General features: G+C 53.1%; 21 protein-coding genes. 12 read left to right on the top strand and 9 right to left on the bottom strand.

Annotated elements, in window-relative coordinates; translation table 11 throughout:
- Nucleotides 1-22 precede the first annotated feature (22 nt).
- Nucleotides 23-817 (top strand): 3-methyl-2-oxobutanoate hydroxymethyltransferase, encoded by a 795-nt coding sequence (gene panB, locus IDSA_RS09300; protein ID WP_034776280.1) that lies wholly within the window; start codon nucleotides 23-25, stop codon nucleotides 815-817.
- A 12-nt stretch (nucleotides 818-829) separates the two neighbouring features.
- Nucleotides 830-1,672 (top strand): pantoate--beta-alanine ligase, encoded by an 843-nt coding sequence (gene panC, locus IDSA_RS09295; protein ID WP_034776279.1) that lies wholly within the window; start codon nucleotides 830-832, stop codon nucleotides 1,670-1,672.
- Nucleotides 1,673-1,675: 3 nt separating this feature from the next.
- Here panC and panP read toward each other — a convergent pair whose 3' ends face one another.
- Genes panP through mpl form a run of 6 tightly spaced genes read right to left on the bottom strand, consistent with a single transcriptional unit; the run spans nucleotide 1,676 to nucleotide 7,779 of the window.
- Entirely contained in the window at nucleotides 1,676-3,334 is a 1,659-nt protein-coding gene (gene panP / locus IDSA_RS09290) for a pyridoxal-dependent aspartate 1-decarboxylase PanP (protein WP_034776277.1), read from the bottom strand.
- Between the two features lie 36 nt (nucleotides 3,335-3,370).
- Nucleotides 3,371-4,075, bottom strand: coding sequence for a tRNA (guanine(46)-N(7))-methyltransferase TrmB (gene trmB / locus IDSA_RS09285; RefSeq protein WP_034776276.1), 705 nt, complete (start codon nucleotides 4,073-4,075; stop codon nucleotides 3,371-3,373).
- Nucleotides 4,072-4,848, bottom strand: a complete 777-nt coding sequence (locus IDSA_RS09280) for an ABC transporter permease (RefSeq protein ID WP_034776275.1) — start codon at nucleotides 4,846-4,848, stop codon at nucleotides 4,072-4,074. Before IDSA_RS09280 ends, trmB begins: the two co-directional genes overlap by 4 nt.
- Nucleotide 4,849: 1 nt before the next feature.
- Nucleotides 4,850-5,800, bottom strand: coding sequence for an ABC transporter ATP-binding protein (locus tag IDSA_RS09275; protein WP_034776274.1), 951 nt, complete (start codon nucleotides 5,798-5,800; stop codon nucleotides 4,850-4,852).
- Nucleotides 5,801-5,809: 9 nt separating this feature from the next.
- Complete coding sequence (locus IDSA_RS09270; RefSeq protein WP_034776273.1) at nucleotides 5,810-6,433, bottom strand: flavin prenyltransferase UbiX; 624 nt, start codon at nucleotides 6,431-6,433, stop codon at nucleotides 5,810-5,812.
- Nucleotides 6,434-6,438: 5 nt separating this feature from the next.
- Nucleotides 6,439-7,779, bottom strand: a complete 1,341-nt coding sequence (mpl, locus tag IDSA_RS09265) for a UDP-N-acetylmuramate:L-alanyl-gamma-D-glutamyl-meso-diaminopimelate ligase (RefSeq protein ID WP_034776272.1) — start codon at nucleotides 7,777-7,779, stop codon at nucleotides 6,439-6,441.
- A 150-nt stretch (nucleotides 7,780-7,929) separates the two neighbouring features.
- Here mpl and IDSA_RS09260 point away from each other — a divergent pair, with 150 nt between their 5' ends.
- Genes IDSA_RS09260 through IDSA_RS09240 form a run of 5 tightly spaced genes read left to right on the top strand, consistent with a single transcriptional unit; the run spans nucleotide 7,930 to nucleotide 11,935 of the window.
- A complete protein-coding gene (locus IDSA_RS09260; protein WP_034776271.1) occupies nucleotides 7,930-8,922 on the top strand; it encodes a class 1 fructose-bisphosphatase in 993 nt (330 codons plus the stop codon).
- A 41-nt stretch (nucleotides 8,923-8,963) separates the two neighbouring features.
- Nucleotides 8,964-9,494: an inorganic diphosphatase gene (ppa, locus tag IDSA_RS09255; protein WP_034776270.1), complete on the top strand. Its 531-nt coding sequence runs from the start codon at nucleotides 8,964-8,966 to the stop codon at nucleotides 9,492-9,494.
- A 10-nt stretch (nucleotides 9,495-9,504) separates the two neighbouring features.
- On the top strand, nucleotides 9,505-10,209 hold the full coding sequence (locus IDSA_RS09250) for an ABC transporter ATP-binding protein (RefSeq protein WP_034776269.1): 705 nt from the start codon (nucleotides 9,505-9,507) through the stop codon (nucleotides 10,207-10,209).
- On the top strand, nucleotides 10,206-11,453 hold the full coding sequence (locus IDSA_RS09245; protein WP_034776267.1) for an ABC transporter permease: 1,248 nt from the start codon (nucleotides 10,206-10,208) through the stop codon (nucleotides 11,451-11,453). Before IDSA_RS09250 ends, IDSA_RS09245 begins: the two co-directional genes overlap by 4 nt.
- On the top strand, nucleotides 11,450-11,935 hold the full coding sequence (locus IDSA_RS09240; protein WP_198024062.1) for a DUF3299 domain-containing protein: 486 nt from the start codon (nucleotides 11,450-11,452) through the stop codon (nucleotides 11,933-11,935). The genes IDSA_RS09245 and IDSA_RS09240 overlap by 4 nt, the downstream gene beginning before the upstream one ends.
- Nucleotides 11,936-11,944: 9 nt before the next feature.
- Here IDSA_RS09240 and IDSA_RS09235 read toward each other — a convergent pair whose 3' ends face one another.
- From IDSA_RS09235 to IDSA_RS09225, 3 genes are read right to left on the bottom strand one after another with little or no spacing between them, the layout of a single operon-like run.
- A complete protein-coding gene (locus IDSA_RS09235) occupies nucleotides 11,945-12,694 on the bottom strand; it encodes a TIGR04219 family outer membrane beta-barrel protein (protein WP_034776266.1) in 750 nt (249 codons plus the stop codon).
- A 16-nt stretch (nucleotides 12,695-12,710) separates the two neighbouring features.
- Nucleotides 12,711-13,136: a copper chaperone PCu(A)C gene (locus tag IDSA_RS09230; protein ID WP_034776264.1), complete on the bottom strand. Its 426-nt coding sequence runs from the start codon at nucleotides 13,134-13,136 to the stop codon at nucleotides 12,711-12,713.
- Between the two features lie 37 nt (nucleotides 13,137-13,173).
- A complete protein-coding gene (locus tag IDSA_RS09225) occupies nucleotides 13,174-13,491 on the bottom strand; it encodes a hypothetical protein (RefSeq protein ID WP_034776262.1) in 318 nt (105 codons plus the stop codon).
- A gap of 293 nt (nucleotides 13,492-13,784) precedes the next feature.
- On the opposite strand from IDSA_RS09225, the gene IDSA_RS09220 reads away from it, so the two are divergent.
- From IDSA_RS09220 to IDSA_RS09200, 5 genes are read left to right on the top strand one after another with little or no spacing between them, the layout of a single operon-like run.
- Complete coding sequence (locus tag IDSA_RS09220) at nucleotides 13,785-16,310, top strand: efflux RND transporter permease subunit (RefSeq protein WP_034776260.1); 2,526 nt, start codon at nucleotides 13,785-13,787, stop codon at nucleotides 16,308-16,310.
- A 2-nt stretch (nucleotides 16,311-16,312) separates the two neighbouring features.
- Nucleotides 16,313-17,119, top strand: a complete 807-nt coding sequence (locus IDSA_RS09215) for an outer membrane lipoprotein-sorting protein (protein ID WP_034776259.1) — start codon at nucleotides 16,313-16,315, stop codon at nucleotides 17,117-17,119.
- Between the two features lies 1 nt (nucleotide 17,120).
- Nucleotides 17,121-18,401 (top strand): hypothetical protein, encoded by a 1,281-nt coding sequence (locus IDSA_RS09210; RefSeq protein ID WP_051986212.1) that lies wholly within the window; start codon nucleotides 17,121-17,123, stop codon nucleotides 18,399-18,401.
- Nucleotides 18,402-18,426: 25 nt separating this feature from the next.
- A complete protein-coding gene (locus IDSA_RS09205; protein WP_034776258.1) occupies nucleotides 18,427-18,636 on the top strand; it encodes a YgaP family membrane protein in 210 nt (69 codons plus the stop codon).
- A gap of 20 nt (nucleotides 18,637-18,656) precedes the next feature.
- Nucleotides 18,657-18,971 (top strand): ArsR/SmtB family transcription factor, encoded by a 315-nt coding sequence (locus tag IDSA_RS09200; protein ID WP_034776257.1) that lies wholly within the window; start codon nucleotides 18,657-18,659, stop codon nucleotides 18,969-18,971.
- Nucleotides 18,972-19,001: the final 30 nt, after the last annotated feature.

Raw genomic sequence — 19,001 nt, 5'->3', positions numbered from 1 at the left:
CCTATACCAACGGGAGTCCGGCATGGCTGGCATGACAATTTCTAAATTGGCGAAGATGAAAGCAAATGGCGACAAGATCGCGTCAATTACTGCCTATGACGCGACTTTTTCGCGACTCTTTGCGGCCTGCGGTATGGACTTTATGCTGGTTGGCGACTCCCTTGGTAATACCATTCAGGGTGAACAGTCGACATTGCCAGTGACGACCGAAGATGTCGCTTATCATACCCGGGCGGTCCGTAAAGGCGCACCGGAAGCCTTCGTAGTCGCTGATATGCCTTTTATGTCTTACGCCACCCCTGAGCAGGCCTATCAGGAAGCGGCGAAGCTGATGCGTGCGGGCGCCAATATGGTGAAACTGGAGGGTGGCGACTGGCTGCTTGAGACCATCGGTGGCCTGGTTGAACGCGGCGTGCCGGTTTGTGCGCATCTGGGATTACTGCCGCAGTCAGTCAATGTGCTGGGCGGGTACAAGGTGCAGGGGCGTGAGCAAAGCGCCGCGGAAAGCACCGTGCGCCAGGCACTGGCACTGCAACAAGCAGGCGCGCAGCTGCTGGTGCTGGAATGCGTGCCGATTGAGCTGGGCAAACTAATCACCCAAAAGCTCAGCATTCCGACCATAGGTATTGGCGCCGGAGCCGATTGTGACGGCCAGATCCTGGTCATGCACGATATGCTGGGCCTGAACTCGAATTATTTGCCTAAATTTGTGAAGAACTTTCTTACTGAAACCGGTGATATCGCCAGCGCGGTTGAGCTGTACGTGAAAGAAGTGAAAGCCGGTACTTTCCCGGGTGCTGAACACAGCTTCGAATAAAGAGGTCAGTTTATGCAGTTATTGAAGAGCCTCGAAGAACTGCGCGCCTGGCGCAAGCAGCAACGCGGCACTCTGGCGCTGGTCCCAACCATGGGAAATCTGCACCGGGGCCATCTGCGCCTGGTGGAAACCGCCAAAGATTACGCCGACCAGGTGGTTGTCAGTATTTTTGTCAATCCCATGCAGTTTGGCGCCAACGAAGATCTGGACAGCTATCCACGTACCTTTGATGCGGATTGTCACGCCCTGGCGGAGCTGGGTGTGAATGCAATATTTGCGCCGACGGTCGAGGACGTTTATCCGCGGGGTTTAGCGCAACAGACTATCGTTGAGGTCCCGGTTATCTCCGATCTGCTCTGCGGCGCAAGCCGGCCCGGCCATTTTCTTGGCGTTGCTACTGTAGTCACCAAGCTCTTTAATATGGTACAGCCGGATGTCGCGGTATTTGGTGAAAAGGACTTTCAGCAACTGCAGGTGATTCGCCTGATGACGCATGACTTAAGCATGCCTGTTGATGTGATTGGCATTCCTACTGAGCGCGCGGACGACGGTCTGGCGCTTAGTTCACGCAATGGCTACCTGAGTACCGAAGAGCGCCGCAAAGCGCCGGTCATTTTCAAAACCCTGCAGGATATCGCCAAACGGATCCGTAGCGGCGAAAGCGACGCTGCGGCACTGGCCGAAGGTTATGCCAGCATTGAGCAGGCTGGTCTGCGTATTGATTATCTCGAGCTTCGCCGCCGGGAAGATTTACTGCAGGCAGATGCCGATGATAAGGAACTGGTCGTGCTGGTTGCCGCCTTTGCCGGTAAAACCCGGCTTATTGACAACCTGCAGTTTGATCGCCCGTCTTAACACTTACCGGGACTGTTCTCTGACCAGTCCCAATTCCCGCAATTCAGTATAGAGCGCGCCTCGCAGGCTCATAGCCTGTCCGGCAATTTCCCGCTGTTCCTGCAGAATTTCAGCCAACATAGCGGGCGTGGTCAGCGGATTCGCCAGCACCACCCGGAATACTACGGTCGGTTCGCGGAAATAATGCGCCGGTGTCAGTTTAGTCCGCGATACGAATGAGGTCCCGGTTTCACGCTGACGCTTCTGAATAAAGCGGGTCAGCGCATTAAGATGCGGCATGATGCGACGGATTTGCTCGGCATTAGCCTGAGCAATCACCTGTTTGACCTTGGCCGGTATAAAGCGGTAAGTCAGGATGCACAGCTGTGGGTCGGTGATGACTTCGAAATCGTCCTGCGCGTTGATAAGTTCAGCAAACTGATGCGCTCGCTCAATACTCTGGTCGATGAGCAGTTCATAACCCCGACGGCCCATTACATGCAGCGCCGAATAAACCAGCATCGCCATACCCGGGCGTGAGCCCTCCATCGTATGCGCGCCTAAATCTTTAGAGCCGTGCCGGATCACATATTCAGCATGGTGCTCAATCGCCCTTACCATGCTCGGCTCACGGAACAGCACCATACCGGCGCCCATAGGCACATACATCTGTTTGTGCGCATCAATGGTCACGCTGTCGGCGCGCTCGGTACCCGCCAGCAGCTTACGGTATTTACCCGACATCAGTGTGGCTCCACCCCAGGCGGCATCCACATGATAGTGAGCACCAACTTCAGCAGCGATGTCCGCCAGTTCACTGAGCGGATCAATGTGCCCGGTTTCGGTAGCGCCAGCCACACCAACAATAGCCAATACCTTACCGCCATCAGCGGCTACCTGGGCACAGGCTTCGCGAAGCTTATCGGTGCGTATACGGTTTTCGCTGTCGGTAGGAATCGCAATCAGGTTGCGCCGGCCGATGCCAAGCACATCCGCTGCTTTGCCCAGTGAGTAATGGCCGCGCTCAGAGACCATCACAGTCAGCCGTTTATAGCCGTAGTGAGCCAACCCGGCCGCCAGCCCTTCATTGCTGATACCCGTGAAGTCTCCGTCGGGTTTCAACAGCATATTGCGGGCCACCCAAAGCGCGGTGATGTTGGCGATGGTGCCGCCTGAGCACATAGCACCAAGCGAGTGTTGTGCGCTGTGCATCCAGCGCTGATAAAAGGCATCATCCCGCTGGTAAACCAGATGATGCAACATGCCCAGCACATTACGCTCGAGCGGAGTGAACGCCTTTGAGGTTTCAATTTTGACCAGGTTCTGGTTCAGCCCCACCATCAACTTGGCCAGCGGCAGCAGAAAATACGGCAGTGCTGAAGTCATATGGCCAATAAAGCGCGGCGATGAGGTATGCACCGAATGGGCCACCAGATTATTCAGCAGAAACTCGGTATGATCAGACACGTAGCGGGGTTGCTCGGGCACACTGCTGTCGCGGAAGTTCTGCTCGATTTCATGCAACGGTTTTTCACGCGCAACAATACGCTCACCCAAAAAGCCCATGAGATTTTCGGATAAGTGTTTTTCAATCTTCCCCAGGGTCGAGTCGGGCGCCTCCGGGATCGTAAAGATCTTCAGCAAAGCTTCCTGACTGACTTCTGCAAAAACCTGATCGCTCAATTGCGTATCCTTTTTCGTATCCGGAAAACCGGGCAACTATTCTGCCTCGATCGCTGAAAAATAGCGACCGTCTTCGGGCAAACTGGCTCGCAGTTCCCATAACTGCTGGCCACTAAGCTGATATTTGCGTTCAAACGGCGTTACCGGCTCATGGCTGGCCAGGAGCGGGTGAATCGTAGCCGAACAGTTGACCAGTGCCAGACTGCTGGCAACCTCGGTCAGATAAATCACCCAGTTCGAGCGCATCACCAGCTCGCCGCCCAGACCAATTACGTACGGCCAGACCGGACCACCGTGCCAGCGCCGCGACAAATGGGCGGCTTTGGGCCAGGGGTTCGGATATAAAATATAGTGCTGGCTCAGCTGCCAGTGGGCTTCCAGCGCCAGCCGCCAGAAGTCGTGCAGATCCGCCCGCACCAGCAGATAGCGTGGACCAGCTTCAGCGCGCTCATAGTGCGCATGCCGCCCCAGCCGGTGGGCGGATTTATCAACCCCGATCACCAGCGCATCGGGGTTCTGTTCCGCCAGCCACGCCGTGCTCTCGCCTACGCCGCAACAAGAATCAAGAATCAAGGGGCCATCCCAGTCGGCCACCAGTTGCTGTGCCTGCTGAAAGGCTTCGCGATTGTGTTCCTGAATGGGTTTGCGAAAGGGTGAGCGCAAATGGCGCATCACCACGGCGACTAAATCGTCGTGGTTACCATGCTGATTGGTGGTTACCGCGCGTGACTCTGCCTTCACGAACGAATACCCACGCCTCGTTGCAGCAGGATGTACGCCGCTGCAAAGAAGACAATATTAAAGGCGATGATAACGCTCAGTGATACCCCCAGGCCAACATCGGATATCCCCAGAAAGCCATAACGGAAGGCGTTAACCATGTACAGTACCGGATTGGCCTGCGCCACTGTTGACCAGATCCCCGGTAACAGGCTGATGCTGAAAAACACGCCGCCTAAATAAGTTAGTGGCGTCAGAATGAACGTCGGCACTATCGAGATATCATCAAAGGTCTTGGCGTGAATGCCGTTGATTAACCCGGCCAGCGAAAACAACGTCGACGTCAGCACCACGGTCAGCACCAGGATGCCACCATGATGGATCTGCACGTTATCAACAAACAAAAACGACACCAGGGTAACGATAACCGCAACGATAAGTGCACGCGCCAGACCGCCGCCGATATAACCGACAATAATGACCGCAGTAGAGACGGGCGCGACCAGCATTTCTTCAATGTTGCGCTGAAACTTCGCGCTAAAAAAGGATGACGCCACATTCGAATAGGAATTGGTGATCACCGACATCATGATAAGACCAGGCACGATGAATTCCATATAGGGACGGCCGCCCATTTCACCGATGCGCTCGCCAACAATGCTACCGAAGATAACAAAATAGAGGGTCATGGTGATGGCCGGCGGCACCAGGGTCTGTATCCAGATCCGCAAAAAGCGCGTGCATTCTTTTATCCAGATGGTCTGTAATGCAACAAAATTAAACGATGATGCCATGTCAGGATCCTGTCTTTTTCTGTTTCGGTTGACGACCTTGCTCGACCAGGTCGACGAATAGTTCTTCCAGCCGGTTGGCTTTGTTGCGCATCGACAACACTTTAATGCCCTGTTTGCTCAGTTGCTCAAATACTCTATTCAAGCCCTGGCTCTTCTGGACATCCACTTCGATGCTAAGTTCGTCAGGCTGCCGCCAGTTGAATTCACCGAGTTCAATTTCGCCCAACTCATCCCCTTCTGCGGGTTCTACATCCAGCACGAAGGTTTCCATGTTGAGGGTCGCCAGCAGGCGCTTAATTGAGGTGTTTTTAATAATCACCCCGTTGTCGATAATGGCGACATTGCGGCACAGGCTCTCAGCCTCTTCCAGATAGTGCGTGGTAAGGATGATGGTGATACCTTCGCGGTTAATATCTTCCAGATAGCCCCACATACTGCGACGCAATTCGATATCCACGCCAGCGGTGGGCTCATCCAGGATCAGTAGTTTGGGTTCATGCAACAAAGCACGGGCGATCATCAGCCGTCGCTTCATACCGCCAGACAGGCTGCGGGCAGGTTCATTGCGCTTTTCCCACAGGCCCAGTTGTTTGAGATACTTTTCGGCCCGTTCATTAGCCAGGTTGCGGTGTACGCCGTAGTAGCCAGCCTGATTCACTACAATCTGCCGCACGGTTTCAAACTGATTGAAGTTAAACTCCTGCGGCACCAGCCCGATCTGCCGTTTTAACTCAACCAGCTGGGTATCGAGATCATAGCCAAATACTTTTACTTCACCTTCAGTTTTATTAATCAGTGAAGCGATAATACCTATGGTAGTGGATTTACCGGCGCCATTGGGACCCAGCAGCGCAAAGAAGTCGCCTTCTTCGACATCCAGATCAATACCCTTTAATGCTTCGAGGCCGCCTTTATAGACCTTGCGTAAACCACGGATAGATAATGCTTTCATAGTGTCAGACTACTCCTCGCCATAACCCCACTTGGGCTGGATTTTTTGTTCCAGGCCAAGATGGTCCAGTATACGGGCCACCACGAAATCGACCAGATCGTCGATGCTTTGTGGCTGATGATAAAATCCGGGCGCCGCCGGCATTACGGTTACGCCCAGGCGCGACAATTTCAGCATATTTTCCAGGTGAATAGCTGAAAACGGCATTTCCCGGGGCACCAGAATTAGCTGGCCGCGCTCTTTCAGCACGACATCGGCCGCCCGCTCAATCAGATTATCACTGGCACCCTGAGCGATAGCTGCCAGGGTACCCGTTGAACAGGGGCATACTACCATGCGCTTTGGCGCGGCTGAACCCGAGGCGACCGGCGAAAACCACTGCTCTTTGCCATACACCTGAAGTTGTTCAGCGGTTACGTTAAAGCGCTCGCGTAAGGCATCGCCCATGGCCTGCGGTGCGGCCGGTAACTGCCAGTTGAGCTCGGTCGCGAATACCACCCGCGCGGCGCTGGAGATGAGTACGTGCACCTGCTGCCGTTGCGCCAGCAGCAGCTCTAACAAACGCAGCGCATATGGGGCTCCCGAGGCGCCGGTAATTGCCAGCGTGATCGCTTTACTTGCGTTAACCGTCATATGATTTATCCCTGCAATTGGGTTAGCAGACGTTGATGAATATTAGCAAATCCGCCGTTGCTCATAATGAGTATATGGTCGCCGGGCTGCACAAGTTCACCCAGCCGTTGCAGAATCTGCTCGACCGTATCATCAGTTTGAGCCCTTGGTACGACCTCCGCAACGGACCATTGTAACCCAGGCGGCTTCAGCATAATAATCTGGTCGGCGGCGGACAGGGATGCCTGCAGTTGCTGCGCGTGAACGCCCAGCTTCATGGTATTGGAACGTGGCTCAAGCACGGCGATAATGCGCGCGTCACCCACCTTGGCGCGCAGCCCCTTCAGAGTGGTGTCGATGGCGGTTGGATGATGCGCAAAATCATCATAAACCCGGATTCCTCTGGCTTCGCCGCGTAATTCCAACCGCCGGCGGGTGTTTTTAAATTCGCCCAACGCGGCACAGCTCACCGCGCCGGATACGCCAACATGGTGGGCCGCGGCAATTGCCATCAGCGCGTTATCGACATTATGCTGCCCGATCAGTGACCAACTGACTTCACCAACCAGTTGCCCCTGGTGTAGAACACGGAACACGCTGCCATCGGGCTGCGCCAGTTCCGCTTGCCACTCGCCATTAGTACCCACGGCCATTTGCTCGCTCCAACAACCCTGCTGCAGTACTTCAGTAACCGCGGCATCAGCGGGCGGGTAAAGCACGCGGCCATAACCGGGAACCACCCGCACTAAATGGTGAAATTGCCGCTGAATAGCAGCAAGATCGCTGAAGATGTCTGCATGATCGAACTCAAGATTGTTGATTATCAAAGTCGAGGGGCAGTAATGTACAAATTTGGAGCGCTTATCAAAGAACGCGGTGTCGTATTCGTCGGCCTCGATAACAAAGAAATCGCTCTCACCCAGTCGCGCTGAGGCGGCAAAGTTAGCCAACACGCCACCAACCAGAAAGCCGGGCTTTAGTCCGGCATAGTCCAGCAGCCAGGTCAGCATGCTGGACGTAGTGGTTTTACCATGGGTTCCGGCCACGGCCAGCACCCATTTATGCTGCAATACCGCATCATGAAGCCACTGCGCGCCCGAGCAGTAGGGGATGCGCTTATTCAGTACTGCTTCAACAGCCGGATTACCGCGACTCATAGCATTACCAATGATCACAAGATCTGGCCGGGGCTCAAGCTGAGCGGCGTCATAACCTTCGATAAGATCAATGCCAAGCGCACGCAACTGATCACTCATCGGCGGATAAACCTGCGCATCACTGCCGGTCACCTGATGGCCGAGCGCTTTGGCCAGCGCCGCTATACCGCCCATAAACGTACCGCATATGCCAAGGATATGAATGTGCATGAAGCTGTCTCAATACGAAAAATTGGCTTAGTGTAGCATGCAGCTACTTAAGGGCGAGATCCCAGGCAGGCATTTTGGCTAAAATTGCGGTAAACTTACGCCCGTTCAACCTAACTGTTCACCGAACTACCTTAATTGCGCGAGGACTTCATGCAACGCCTAATTCCGACCTTACGCCGCGACCAGGTCGACGAAGCTCTGATTTCTGTAATCAATACCCTGCAAATCTGTGCCAAAGAGATTTCGTTCCGGGTACATCAGGGCGAACTCGCCGGAGTGCTCGGTTCAACGCTTGACGAGAATATTCAGGGCGAAACCCAGAAGCATCTGGATGTACTCGCAAACCAGCTGTTAAAAGATATTCTGCTGGAATGTAAGCACATTCGCGCCGTTGCCTCAGAAGAAGAGGAAGGCATCGTTTCAGGTTTTGAAGATGGCAAGTATCTGGTTGCCTTTGACCCGCTGGACGGTAGTTCAAATATCGATATTAATAGCCTGGTTGGCACCATTTTTTCGGTATTACCAACCCCTGAAAGTAATAGCGGCAAGCCGGACATGTTTCTGCAGCCAGGGACCCAACAGACGGCAGCGGGCTACGTACTTTATGGTCCGTCTACCATGCTGGTTTTTACCACCGGCCGTGGCGTCCGGGTATTTACCCTGGACCAGAAAGTCGGTGAGTTTCTGCTGACCGATACCGATGTACAGATTCCCCGACAAACCTCAGAGTTTGCTATTAATATGTCGAACCACCGTCACTGGCAACCAGCCATGCGGGATTATATTGATGATTTGCTATTGGGTACTGAAGGCCCGCGCGGTCGCAACTTTAATATGCGCTGGATCGCTGCCATGGTCGCTGATGTACACCGGGTATTATGCCGGGGCGGACTTTTTGCGTATCCCTGGGACGCCCGTAAGCCCAACAAACCCTACAAACTGCGCCTGATGTATGAGGGTAACCCGATGGCCTGGCTGGTTGAACAGGCTGGCGGGATGGCGCATAGCGGCGAACAACGTATTCTGGATATCGAACCCACCGACATTCATCAGCGCGTCGGTGTAATTCTTGGCTCTGCTGACGAAGTTTCAACCTGTTTAGGGTATTTAGAGGGTTCGCAATCAACCAAGCGAAACGTATAATACGACACAGTTTTTAATATCAGACATTAATAGGACTAGCCATGAGCTTAAATAACGTTGGTGCCGGCAAAAATCTGCCAGAAGAAGTAAACGTAATCATTGAGATCCCGGCCAACGCGGATCCAATCAAATATGAAGTTGATAAAGACACCGGCGCCCTGTGGGTTGACCGTTTTATGTCAACGCCAATGTTCTACCCGTGCAACTACGGTTATGTTAACGACACCTTGTCGCTGGATGGCGATCCGGTTGACGTTTTAGTTCCGACACCCTACCCGCTGCAAGCTGGTTCGGTCATTACCTGTCGCCCGATTGGCGTGCTGAAAATGTCTGACGAGAAAGGCGAAGATGCCAAAGTTATCGCGGTTCCGATCAGCAAGTTGACGAAAGAATATGACCACATCAAAGATATCGGCGACCTGCCAGAGCTACTGAAAGCGCAGATCACGCATTTCTTCGAGCGCTATAAAGAGCTCGAGAAAGGCAAATGGGTAAAAGTTGAAGGCTGGGGCGACATCGCTGACGCCAAAGCTGAAATTGTGTCGTCGTTCGAACGCGCACAGACCAAGTAAGTAAAATAGTATGGGCTCCTGTATCACGCTGAACAATTTAAGCTTCAGTTGGCCTGGAGCCCGGACTCCCCTGCTCAGTATTCCGGAACTCTCGATCGACCAGGGCGAACGGGTATTGTTAAGAGGGCCCAGTGGCAGTGGCAAATCCACCTTGCTGAGCCTCATCGCCGGCATTCATGCCCCGGCACCTGGCCAGCTCGAGGTTCTTGGTAAGGATCTTGGCCAATTAAACCAGTCTGCCCGGGATCGCCTGCGAGCGAATGAAATCGGCTATATTTTCCAGCAGTTCAATTTGCTTCCGTATTTATCGGCCCGGGACAACGTGATGCTTTCCTGTCAGTTCGCGCCGGCCCGCCGGATGCGCCTGCAACAGCAACATACGACCCGCGAAGCTGCCACCGGACAACTGCTGGATCACCTGGGCCTGAGTCGCTCGCATCAGCAGCAGCCAGCCCATCAGCTTAGCGTAGGTCAACAGCAGCGGGTTGCGGCAGCGCGCGCGCTGCTCGGCTCACCGGCTCTGATTATTGCCGATGAACCTACTTCTGCCCTTGATGAAGCCCATCGCGACGAGTTCGTGAAGCTGCTCTTTGCAGAGTGTGAACAGCAAAATACGACGTTGCTGTTTGTCAGTCATGACGCAACTCTGGATCGCCATTTCCCGCGCACCATTGAGTTAACCCGGCTGAATCAGGCCACGGGAGGCGGTACATGATTAAACTCGCCCTGGCCAGCTTATGGAATCGCCGTACCAGCGCCTGGCTGACGGTACTGGCGATTTCCATCAGTGTGGTGTTGCTGCTTGGCGTTGAACGCGTGCGCGAACAAACCAAGGATAATTTCGCCAATACCATTTCCGGCACGGATCTGATCGTGGGCCCGCGTACTGGCTCCACCCAGTTGCTACTAAGCAGCGTTTTCCATATTGGCGCGCTGAATAATACCCTGAGCTGGGAATCTTATACCGAACTGCAGCAATTGCCCGGCGTGGCCTGGCACATTCCGATGGCACTGGGCGACAGCGTCCGCGGTTTTCCGGTGGTCGCGACGACCACGGACTTCTTTGACCATTTTCGTTACGGTGATAAACAACCGTTGCGGTTCCTCAGTGGCCAAGCTTTCGCTGACGAAACCCATGCTGTGCTCGGCGCGGAGGTAGCTGCTAAGCTGGGCCTGAACAGCGGCGATGAGCTGGTTGTTTCACATGGCAGTGGCGGCACCAGTTTCAGTGATCATGATGCCCACCCGTTCCGGGTAAGCGGCGTGCTGGCACGTACGGGCACGCCAACCGATGTAGCCGTTTATATTCCGCTGGCAGGCCTGGGGCTGGTGCACGGTGAATACATCCGCGCTGACGAGCGTCCCGACCATGAGCATGATCATGACGCCGCGGACGAACCGCCGGTTTATACCCTGAGCGCTGTATTGCTTGGCCTTGAGAGTAAACCCCTGGCGCTGCGCTTACAGCGGCAAATCAACACCTATAAGGGTGAACCGCTGACCGCAATTATGCCGGGTATGGCCTTACAGGAATTCTGGAAAACCTTGCGGCTGTTTGAACAGGCACTGCTGGCTATTTCCGTGTTGGTCGTGGCTACCGGCCTGCTCGGCATGCTGACCACCCTATTGGCGAGCTTGCGTGAACGCCGTCGTGAAATGGCGGTCTTACGTTCAGTAGGGGCTGGCCCTGGCACTATTTTTGGTCTGTTAATCAGTGAAGCACTGTTATTAACCTTCTTCGGCGTCGCCATCGGCGTTGGCCTGCTTTATTTAATTATTGTGCTTGGCGGCACCGCGATTCAGGACACCATTGGTATTACCCTGAGTGCCACCGCGATCACATTAAACGAATGGTATCTTATGGCAGCTATTTTAATTGCTGCTGGTCTTCTCAGTTTATTTCCGGCCTGGCGCGCTTATCGCAACGCCCTGGCGGATGGACTTTCGGTAAAATTATGAAGTTATTCAGTACCCTTGTTATTGCATCTTTGCTCGCCTTCAGCGCACCGCTAAGCGCCGAAGAGTATGTGAATACCACCTGGAAAGAGTTGGTTCCTGAAGGTTATAAGCCGCCACCAGTGCGCAGTCAGGCCTTTTATGAGGCAAACCCTGAGCTGGCCAACCAACCTGAGCTTGATGCCCCAGTAGTCGAAAGCCTGGATGGCAAAAAAGTGAAGATACCGGGTTATGTGGTGCAGCTGGAGGGTGATTCTGAGCGCGTCACTGAGTTTTTGCTGGTGCCTTATTTCGGCGCCTGCGTACACGTGCCACCGCCGCCACCGAATCAGATTATTCTGGTGAAGTTTCCGGAAGGCGTGAAATATGAAGATACCTTCGATGCCGTATGGGTTGAAGGGACTATGCATGTGGAGCGGGCTGAAGGCGAAGTCGCCGTGGTCGGCTATCAGCTGACAGCCGCCACGGTTACGCCTTATTACTGAGCAAGACGCTTAGAAGTGTATCTCGAGGCCTAAATAAGGGCCTTTAAAGCTCAGGTCAGAATAAACACCATCGAGATCATCCAGCTCGATGGTGATATCCCGGTAACCCAACTGCAGATTTAAATCCACCGCCAGATTTTCGATTAACCGGTATTCAATTCCCGCTTCAATATCACGAATAGCGCTGTCATCAACGCTGACAGCGTTCGCCATACCATAAACCGTCAGATCTGTGGCCGGAATGCCGATCCGCACATGGCCATAAGCAGTAGGGATCCAACCATCACTGGACATGTTGCCTGAACTAGCGCCGTCGCGAACCGCCAGTACCCCGTCGACGCGTTTTGCTGTCAGGCCCAGATCAACAGACACCAGATCATTATCGAAAATTTCATAATAGAAGGTGTAGTCGGTATGCGACAGGTCGACCATACTATTTACGGAGGTGCCAGCCGGAAAGGTCGCGCCACCAAAACTGAAGTCCTGAGCCAGGCTAATATCACCATATACATCCAGGCTGTTCTGACGAATTTTAATATTGGGGATAAGCGGAATCGGGTGCTCGAGCGCGATATAGAAGCTGCTTTGCTGCTCATCGTCAAAAGCAAAAGATTGCTGCCGGTCTGCGGTACCAAAACTGCCTGAATTGTCCGTATTCCAATACTGCCCGCCAGCATAGATGCCGAGGATAGTATCAGCGCTTGCGGCTGCAGGCATTGCTAATGCGCTTGCCAGAACGAGTGTGAGCGCCGGTTTCATAAGTAGGCTTCCTTTTTTAATTAATGGCCCGAATATCAGCTTGAATGGTCTTCTGTTCACCATCGGCGAAGTGTAAGGTGAATTCTACCTGTCCACCGACGATAAATGGCGATTTTACACCAAACACCATCAGATGATAGCCGCCCGGCTGGAATACTATCGTCTGTCCCGAACCGATCACCAACTCCGGCACCCGCCGCATACGCATCATACCTTCAACCAGTACATGCTGATGCACTTCTACCGCGCGGGCGGCGTCGGTCGAGGCGCCGATCAGTAGCGCTGGTTCGTTACTCTGATTCGTCAGGGTAAAATATCCCGCACCGTTCTCGGTACCGGGAATTGTCTCTTTCACCCAAGCATTACTTACTTCAACATCTGCTGCCTGAACGCTGCCAACAATCAGCAACGAAAGCAGCAGACTGATTACCCCGTTTCGCATGGTACTCAGCCCTTGTAAAAATCATCGTAGTGACAGTTTACACAGCTTTTGGGCGTTTGCGCACCATCAGGTAGATAATTGCCGCCAATAACAGGAACGGCCACAGCCAGCTGAACAGCACTACCGCCAGGGCGAAGACCGCGGCCATCATCGCCAGGGCGACGCTCCCACCAATCATCAGTACCAGCGCAAAGGCACCAGCAACCACCGCAATAACCACAATGCCGGTGATACCGATAGCCAGCAGCATGGCAAATACCCCAGCAATCAGACCCAGGATTTCGTCACCAAAAATAAACAGCAGGGCGATTGCAGCGACAATCCACCAGAAATTTGAACTTGATTTTGATCGCATTGTTTTACTCCAGAAGATAACCCGTTTGTATAAATCTGACAGAGATCATTCAAGAAGCGTGCCAGACGCATAATACTTCAATAACGTTATGATTTTTATTGATTTTAAAGTGCCATGGGCCTCAGCGCTTTTGTTTAGTAGGTGAAACTGCCCAACGAATAGTGGTTTTGACCAAGCAATACCTTTGTTTAGACAAACACGAAATAATGATGGACAGGACTTTTTCGATACCTTATTATTTCGCATATTGCTAAATTAGATGATCGCGAATTGATCGCGGTAATGAGGTTCATATGGTTAATCTGCTACTGACACTATCAACCAGGCACCGACGCTGGGTGTTCTGGGCGTTGGCTGCCCTCACCCTGGCGTTGGCCAGCCAGCTGCCCCGTATCACCATTGATACCGATCCAGAGAATATGCTGCCGGTCGATCATCCGCAGCGAGCCTTTCATAATCAGGCGAAAGAAACCTTCTCCATGCACGATATGATTGTGGTTGGCGTGGTGAGTGAAAACTCAATCTATGATCCCGCCACCCTTACCGCATTGCACTCAGTGGCACGCTTCAGCGCCGGCCTTGACGGCGTGATTGCGGCAGACCTCATGTCACTTGCTGATGTGGACAATATCAGCCAGGCAGAGCCAGGTACTATCCGTTTTGAATGGATGATGAAGACACCGCCGGAGACGGTCAGCGAAGCACTTGCAATCCGCGACCAGGTCGCTGACTTGCCCCTGTTGTATAACACCATAGTTGCCGACAGTGATCAGGCGGCGGCTATTTATGTTCCCATCAAAGACAAAAATGAAAGCTATCGTCTGGCTGAACAGATCCGAGGCCATATCAATAGTCTGGACTCTGCTGATGACTGGCATATCACCGGCCTACCGGTGGCCGAAGACCAGTTCGGCTACGAAATGTTCGTGCAGATGGGGATCTCCGCGCCGCTGGCCGGACTGGTGATTTTCATTTTGCTCTACATGTTCTTCCGGAACGTCCCTTTTATCCTTGCCGCCATGATCGTTGCCATGGCAACCGTAGTGATTACTATGGGTCTGCTGATTGGGCTTGGCTTCACCGTACATATCATGTCTTCCATGATTGCTATCTTTTTGATGCCCATCGCCGTCGTCGATTCAGTGCATATCCTCTCCGAGTTTGCTGATCGGCATAAACCAGGTGATGATGTGAAGAACACCTTGGCTGACGTCATGCGCCATCTGTTTCAACCGATGTTATTTACTTCGGTAACCTCGGCTGTCGGTTTCCTGTCCCTCTTACTGACACCCATTCCTCCGGTGCAGATCTTCGGCGCCTTTGTCGGCTTCGGGATCTTACTCGCATTTGTCATCACCGTTATCTTCGTACCTGCTTATATCAGTGCACTGAAACCGGCAACCCTGGCCAGGCTCAGTAAAGTTGAAGCGGCTCAAGGCGGTCGGTTTGCGCGAACTATTCAGGGTCTGGGAAAACGGTCTGGTCGCTATGCCAAATTCTGGGTCGCTGCCTTTATCGCGATATCCGCTATATCCGTGGTGGGTATCCAGCAGATAAATATTAACGATAATCCTATCCGCTGGTTCAAAGAGGGCCATGAAATTCGTGTTGCCGATAAGGTTCTGAATAAGCATTTTGCCGGAACCTACGATGCTTACCTGGTGCTGCAATCCAAAGCTGACTCTCAGCAGTTGCTGGTGAATGCAATGGATAAGCAACTTTCAAATGCAGCATTAACAACTAAGACCCGGAACTGGCTGGCTGAGCAACGGGATGCTCTGCTGGGCGATATGGCAGCCGGCGAGTTCATCTGGAACCTTGAGGATAAGCTCTATGAAGTGAAGGGTGCTGAAGCAGAGGCTCTCAGTGAGCTGATGCAAAGCGCTGAGCAACTTGGCAGCAACAGTAAAACTTTTACTTCACCGGCGATCCTCGCGTACATGGACGGCTTGCAGGACTATCTGCTGACTACCGGTCTGGTCGGTAAATCCAACAGCCTTGCTGATGTGGTCAAAACCGTAAACCGCGAGCTGGGCAGCGGCGCGCCAGAAGATTACGCTATCCCAGCCAGCGCTCAGGGTGTGGCACAGGTGCTGATGCAATATCAGTCGTCCCATCGCCCGCAGGACTTATGGCACTTTGTTACGCCAGACTATCAGCAGTCGCTCATCTGGCTGCAACTGACCAGCGGCGATAACCAGCACATGACGGCAGTCACCGCGGCGGTTGATACCTACCTTGATACGCACCCGCTACCCGCGGGGCTTGAACTGAACTGGGCCGGTAAAGCATACCTCAACGTGGTGTGGCAGGAAGCCATGGTCGAAGGCATGCTGGCCAGCCTGATCAGCGCTTTTGTGGTGGTATTCGTGATGATGGTGGTGCTGTTTCGCTCGCTGGTGTTCGGTGTGCTTGCCATGCTTCCGCTGACTTTAACCATCAGCTTTATCTATGGCCTGATCGGTTGGATCGGCAAAGATTACGATATGCCGATCGCGGTATTGTCGTCACTGACATTAGGTTTGTCAGTTGATTTTGCTATTCACTTTATTGAGCGGGCCCGCGCCACCCAGGCAGAAACGAAGGACTGGCAGTCGACCTTGTCGATTTTGTTTGATGAGCCGGCCCGGGCGATATCCCGCAATGCCATAGTCATCGCCGTCGGTTTTACGCCGTTGCTATTCGCACCGCTGGTGCCCTACATCACTGTGGGCGTATTCCTTGCCAGTATTATGGCGATATCTGCCCTGGTTACCCTGATCATGCTGCCTGCCGTTATGACGTTGGCACGGCGGCTAATCTTCAAAACGGAGAATTAACTATGAGAATTTTGACGCTTCTTTCATTACTTGCTGTAACTTCGGTGCTGCCGTTCGACCGGGCGCAGGCGCAGGAGATAACCGATCCCCATGCGATCGCCAAACAAGCCGAAATCGCCGCCTATTATGCCGGCGACGATGGCCGCAGCGCAGCTCGCATGATGATTACCGATGCGCAGGGACGTACGCAGTTGCGCCAGTTTATTATCTTACGCAAGGATCACAGTGACGGCGGCCGGCAGGACATGCTGGTATTTTTTTCCAGACCAGCTGACGTGCGCGATACCGTGTTCCGGGTCGCCAAGAATATCGAACGTGAAGACGATCGATGGCTATACCTGCCAGGCCTGGATCTGATCAAACGTATTTCGGCCGGAGATAAACGTACCTCATTTGTCGGCTCGCACTTTTTCTACGAAGATGTGTCGGGACGCGGCACCTCACTTGATGACTTTGAACTTATCAGCGAAACCGATGCGCATTATGTATTGAAAGCGACACCACTGGATCCGGCCAGTGTCGAATTCAGTCACTATGAGGTACGGATCGACAAGAACACCATGCTGCCACTTAAAAGTCGCTTCTATAACGCTAAAGGAGAGGCTTACCGCGAGGTTGAAGCCGTTACCATTGAGGAAATACAAGGCTATCCGACGGTCACCCATTCGCGGGTGAAGGATCTTGTCAGCGGTGGGCAGACGGAAATGCAGTTCCGCTTCACCAGCTACAACCTGGATTTGCCGGACAGCATATTCAGCGAACGAAGCATGCGTAATCCGCCGACCGAATGGCTGGAACTGAGAGACTGATATGCGACTACTACTTATCATCGGCGCTTTGCTGTTGCTACAATTCCCGGCAACGGTCGCAGCCCAGGACAATACCTTGGACGGCGACTGGGGTGATGACTGGGGAATCGAAGAGCCAACCGGCGTGCCGGTATACGGCTTTGTTGAAGCCGCTATGGGCAGCCGGCTAAGCTCAAGCCCTTATCATCAGCGCCTGAGTCTTGCCGAACTGCGCTTACGGTTAGGTAGCGACTACACCTGGCAGGGCGTAACTTATACCGCCAAAGGCGATCTGGCTTACGACGATGTCGCCGGAGGATGGAAGGGTCGCACCCGGGAGCTCAATGCCCAGTTCAGTTTGCTCGACAATCTGGACATCAAGGCCGGCCGTCAGATCCTGACGTGGGGTACCGGCGACTATCTGTTTCTTAATGACTTGTTTCCGAAAGACTGGCAGTCATTTTTTGCTGGTCGCGATGACGAGTATCTAAAGGCACCATCCGATGCGCTGAAAACATCAGCTTACTTTGACTGGTTCAATGTTGATCTGGTCTGGACCCCGGAATTTGATTCTGACCGCTTTATTTCCGGCGAACGATTGTCGTTCTTTAACCCGTTGGCCGGAGAACTTGTTGGTCCGGAGCAGATGACCACTGTCGATAAGCCGTCTGGCGATGAAATCGCTATCCGCTTGTTTAAGACAGTAAGAGGCACCGAGTGGGCACTCTACGGTTATGACGGCTATTTTAAGAGCCCTGAAGCATTAACTGAGCAACTGGTGCCAACCTTTAGCGGATTGCAGGTTGTGGGCGCTTCCATGCGCCGCCCGTTCGCGGCCGGGATAATCAACCTGGAAACGGCCTACCATCGCAGTACTGATGACCCCCACGGGGGGCAGCCATTGGTGCCCAATAGCCAGTGGCGCTTCTTGGTTGGCTATGAGCAGGAGCTGATGACGCGCTTTACCGGCGGTTTTCAGGCCTACCTGGAACACCTTAGCGATTACAGCGCGTTACTGGACAATTTGCCAGCTGGCCAGGATGAGCCTGATCAAAATCGGCTGGTAGTGACGTCCCGTCTGACCTGGCAGAACGAAGCGAGCGATCTGACACTGTCATTTTTTACCTTCTATTCTCCAACGGCGAATGATGGCTATCTACGCCCGACTGTGGATTACCGTCTGAATGATCACTGGTATATCGCCGGTGGCCTGAATCTGTTTTTCGGGGAGCAGCAACAGACCTTTTTTAAGCAGTTTAACGACAACAATAATTTGTATCTGCGGGTCAGATACGCATTTTAATTTATCTTAATCAGGAGTGTTGAGTATGAGTGTAGAGCGTGCATTAACTGCCTTTGCAGGCATAATGGTGCTATTATCGGTAGCCCTGAGCGTCTGGGTTCACCCGGGTTTTATGTGGTTAACGGTTTTTGTAGGCGCCAATTTATTTCAACAGTCATTTACTGGCTTTTGCCCGGCATCCATGGTTATGCGGAAGGTCTTCGGCCTTAAAACCGAACGGGAACTAGCCAAATAAGCATTATTGAGGTTTGTCGAATGGATACTTTGTCTGTTTCCGATATGCAACAACAGGAAGCGCGCGATGCTGCGGCATTTTTGCGCTCGCTGGCAAATGAACACCGCCTGCAGATTCTTTGCCATCTTGCTGCCGGTGAGAAAAGTGTCGGAGAATTAAACCATTATTTTCCGCTAAGTCCATCAGCCTTTTCCCAGCATCTGGCTGTGTTACGGCAGCAGGGCCTGGTGACCTTTCGTAAAGAAGCCCAAAGCATCTACTACTCGATTAACGATCAGGACACTATGGCTTTTATGCAGTTACTTAAAGCTAAGTTCTGTCCCGACTTCGAATAATCTACAGGCATAAAAAAAGCCCCTGTCAGC

It is taken from the genome of Pseudidiomarina salinarum (assembly GCF_000753715.1).
Taxonomy (GTDB): domain Bacteria; phylum Pseudomonadota; class Gammaproteobacteria; order Enterobacterales; family Alteromonadaceae; genus Pseudidiomarina; species Pseudidiomarina salinarum.
The sequence above is the reverse complement of the archived record's forward strand: the minus strand, read 5'-3'. Positions and strand labels throughout refer to the sequence as shown.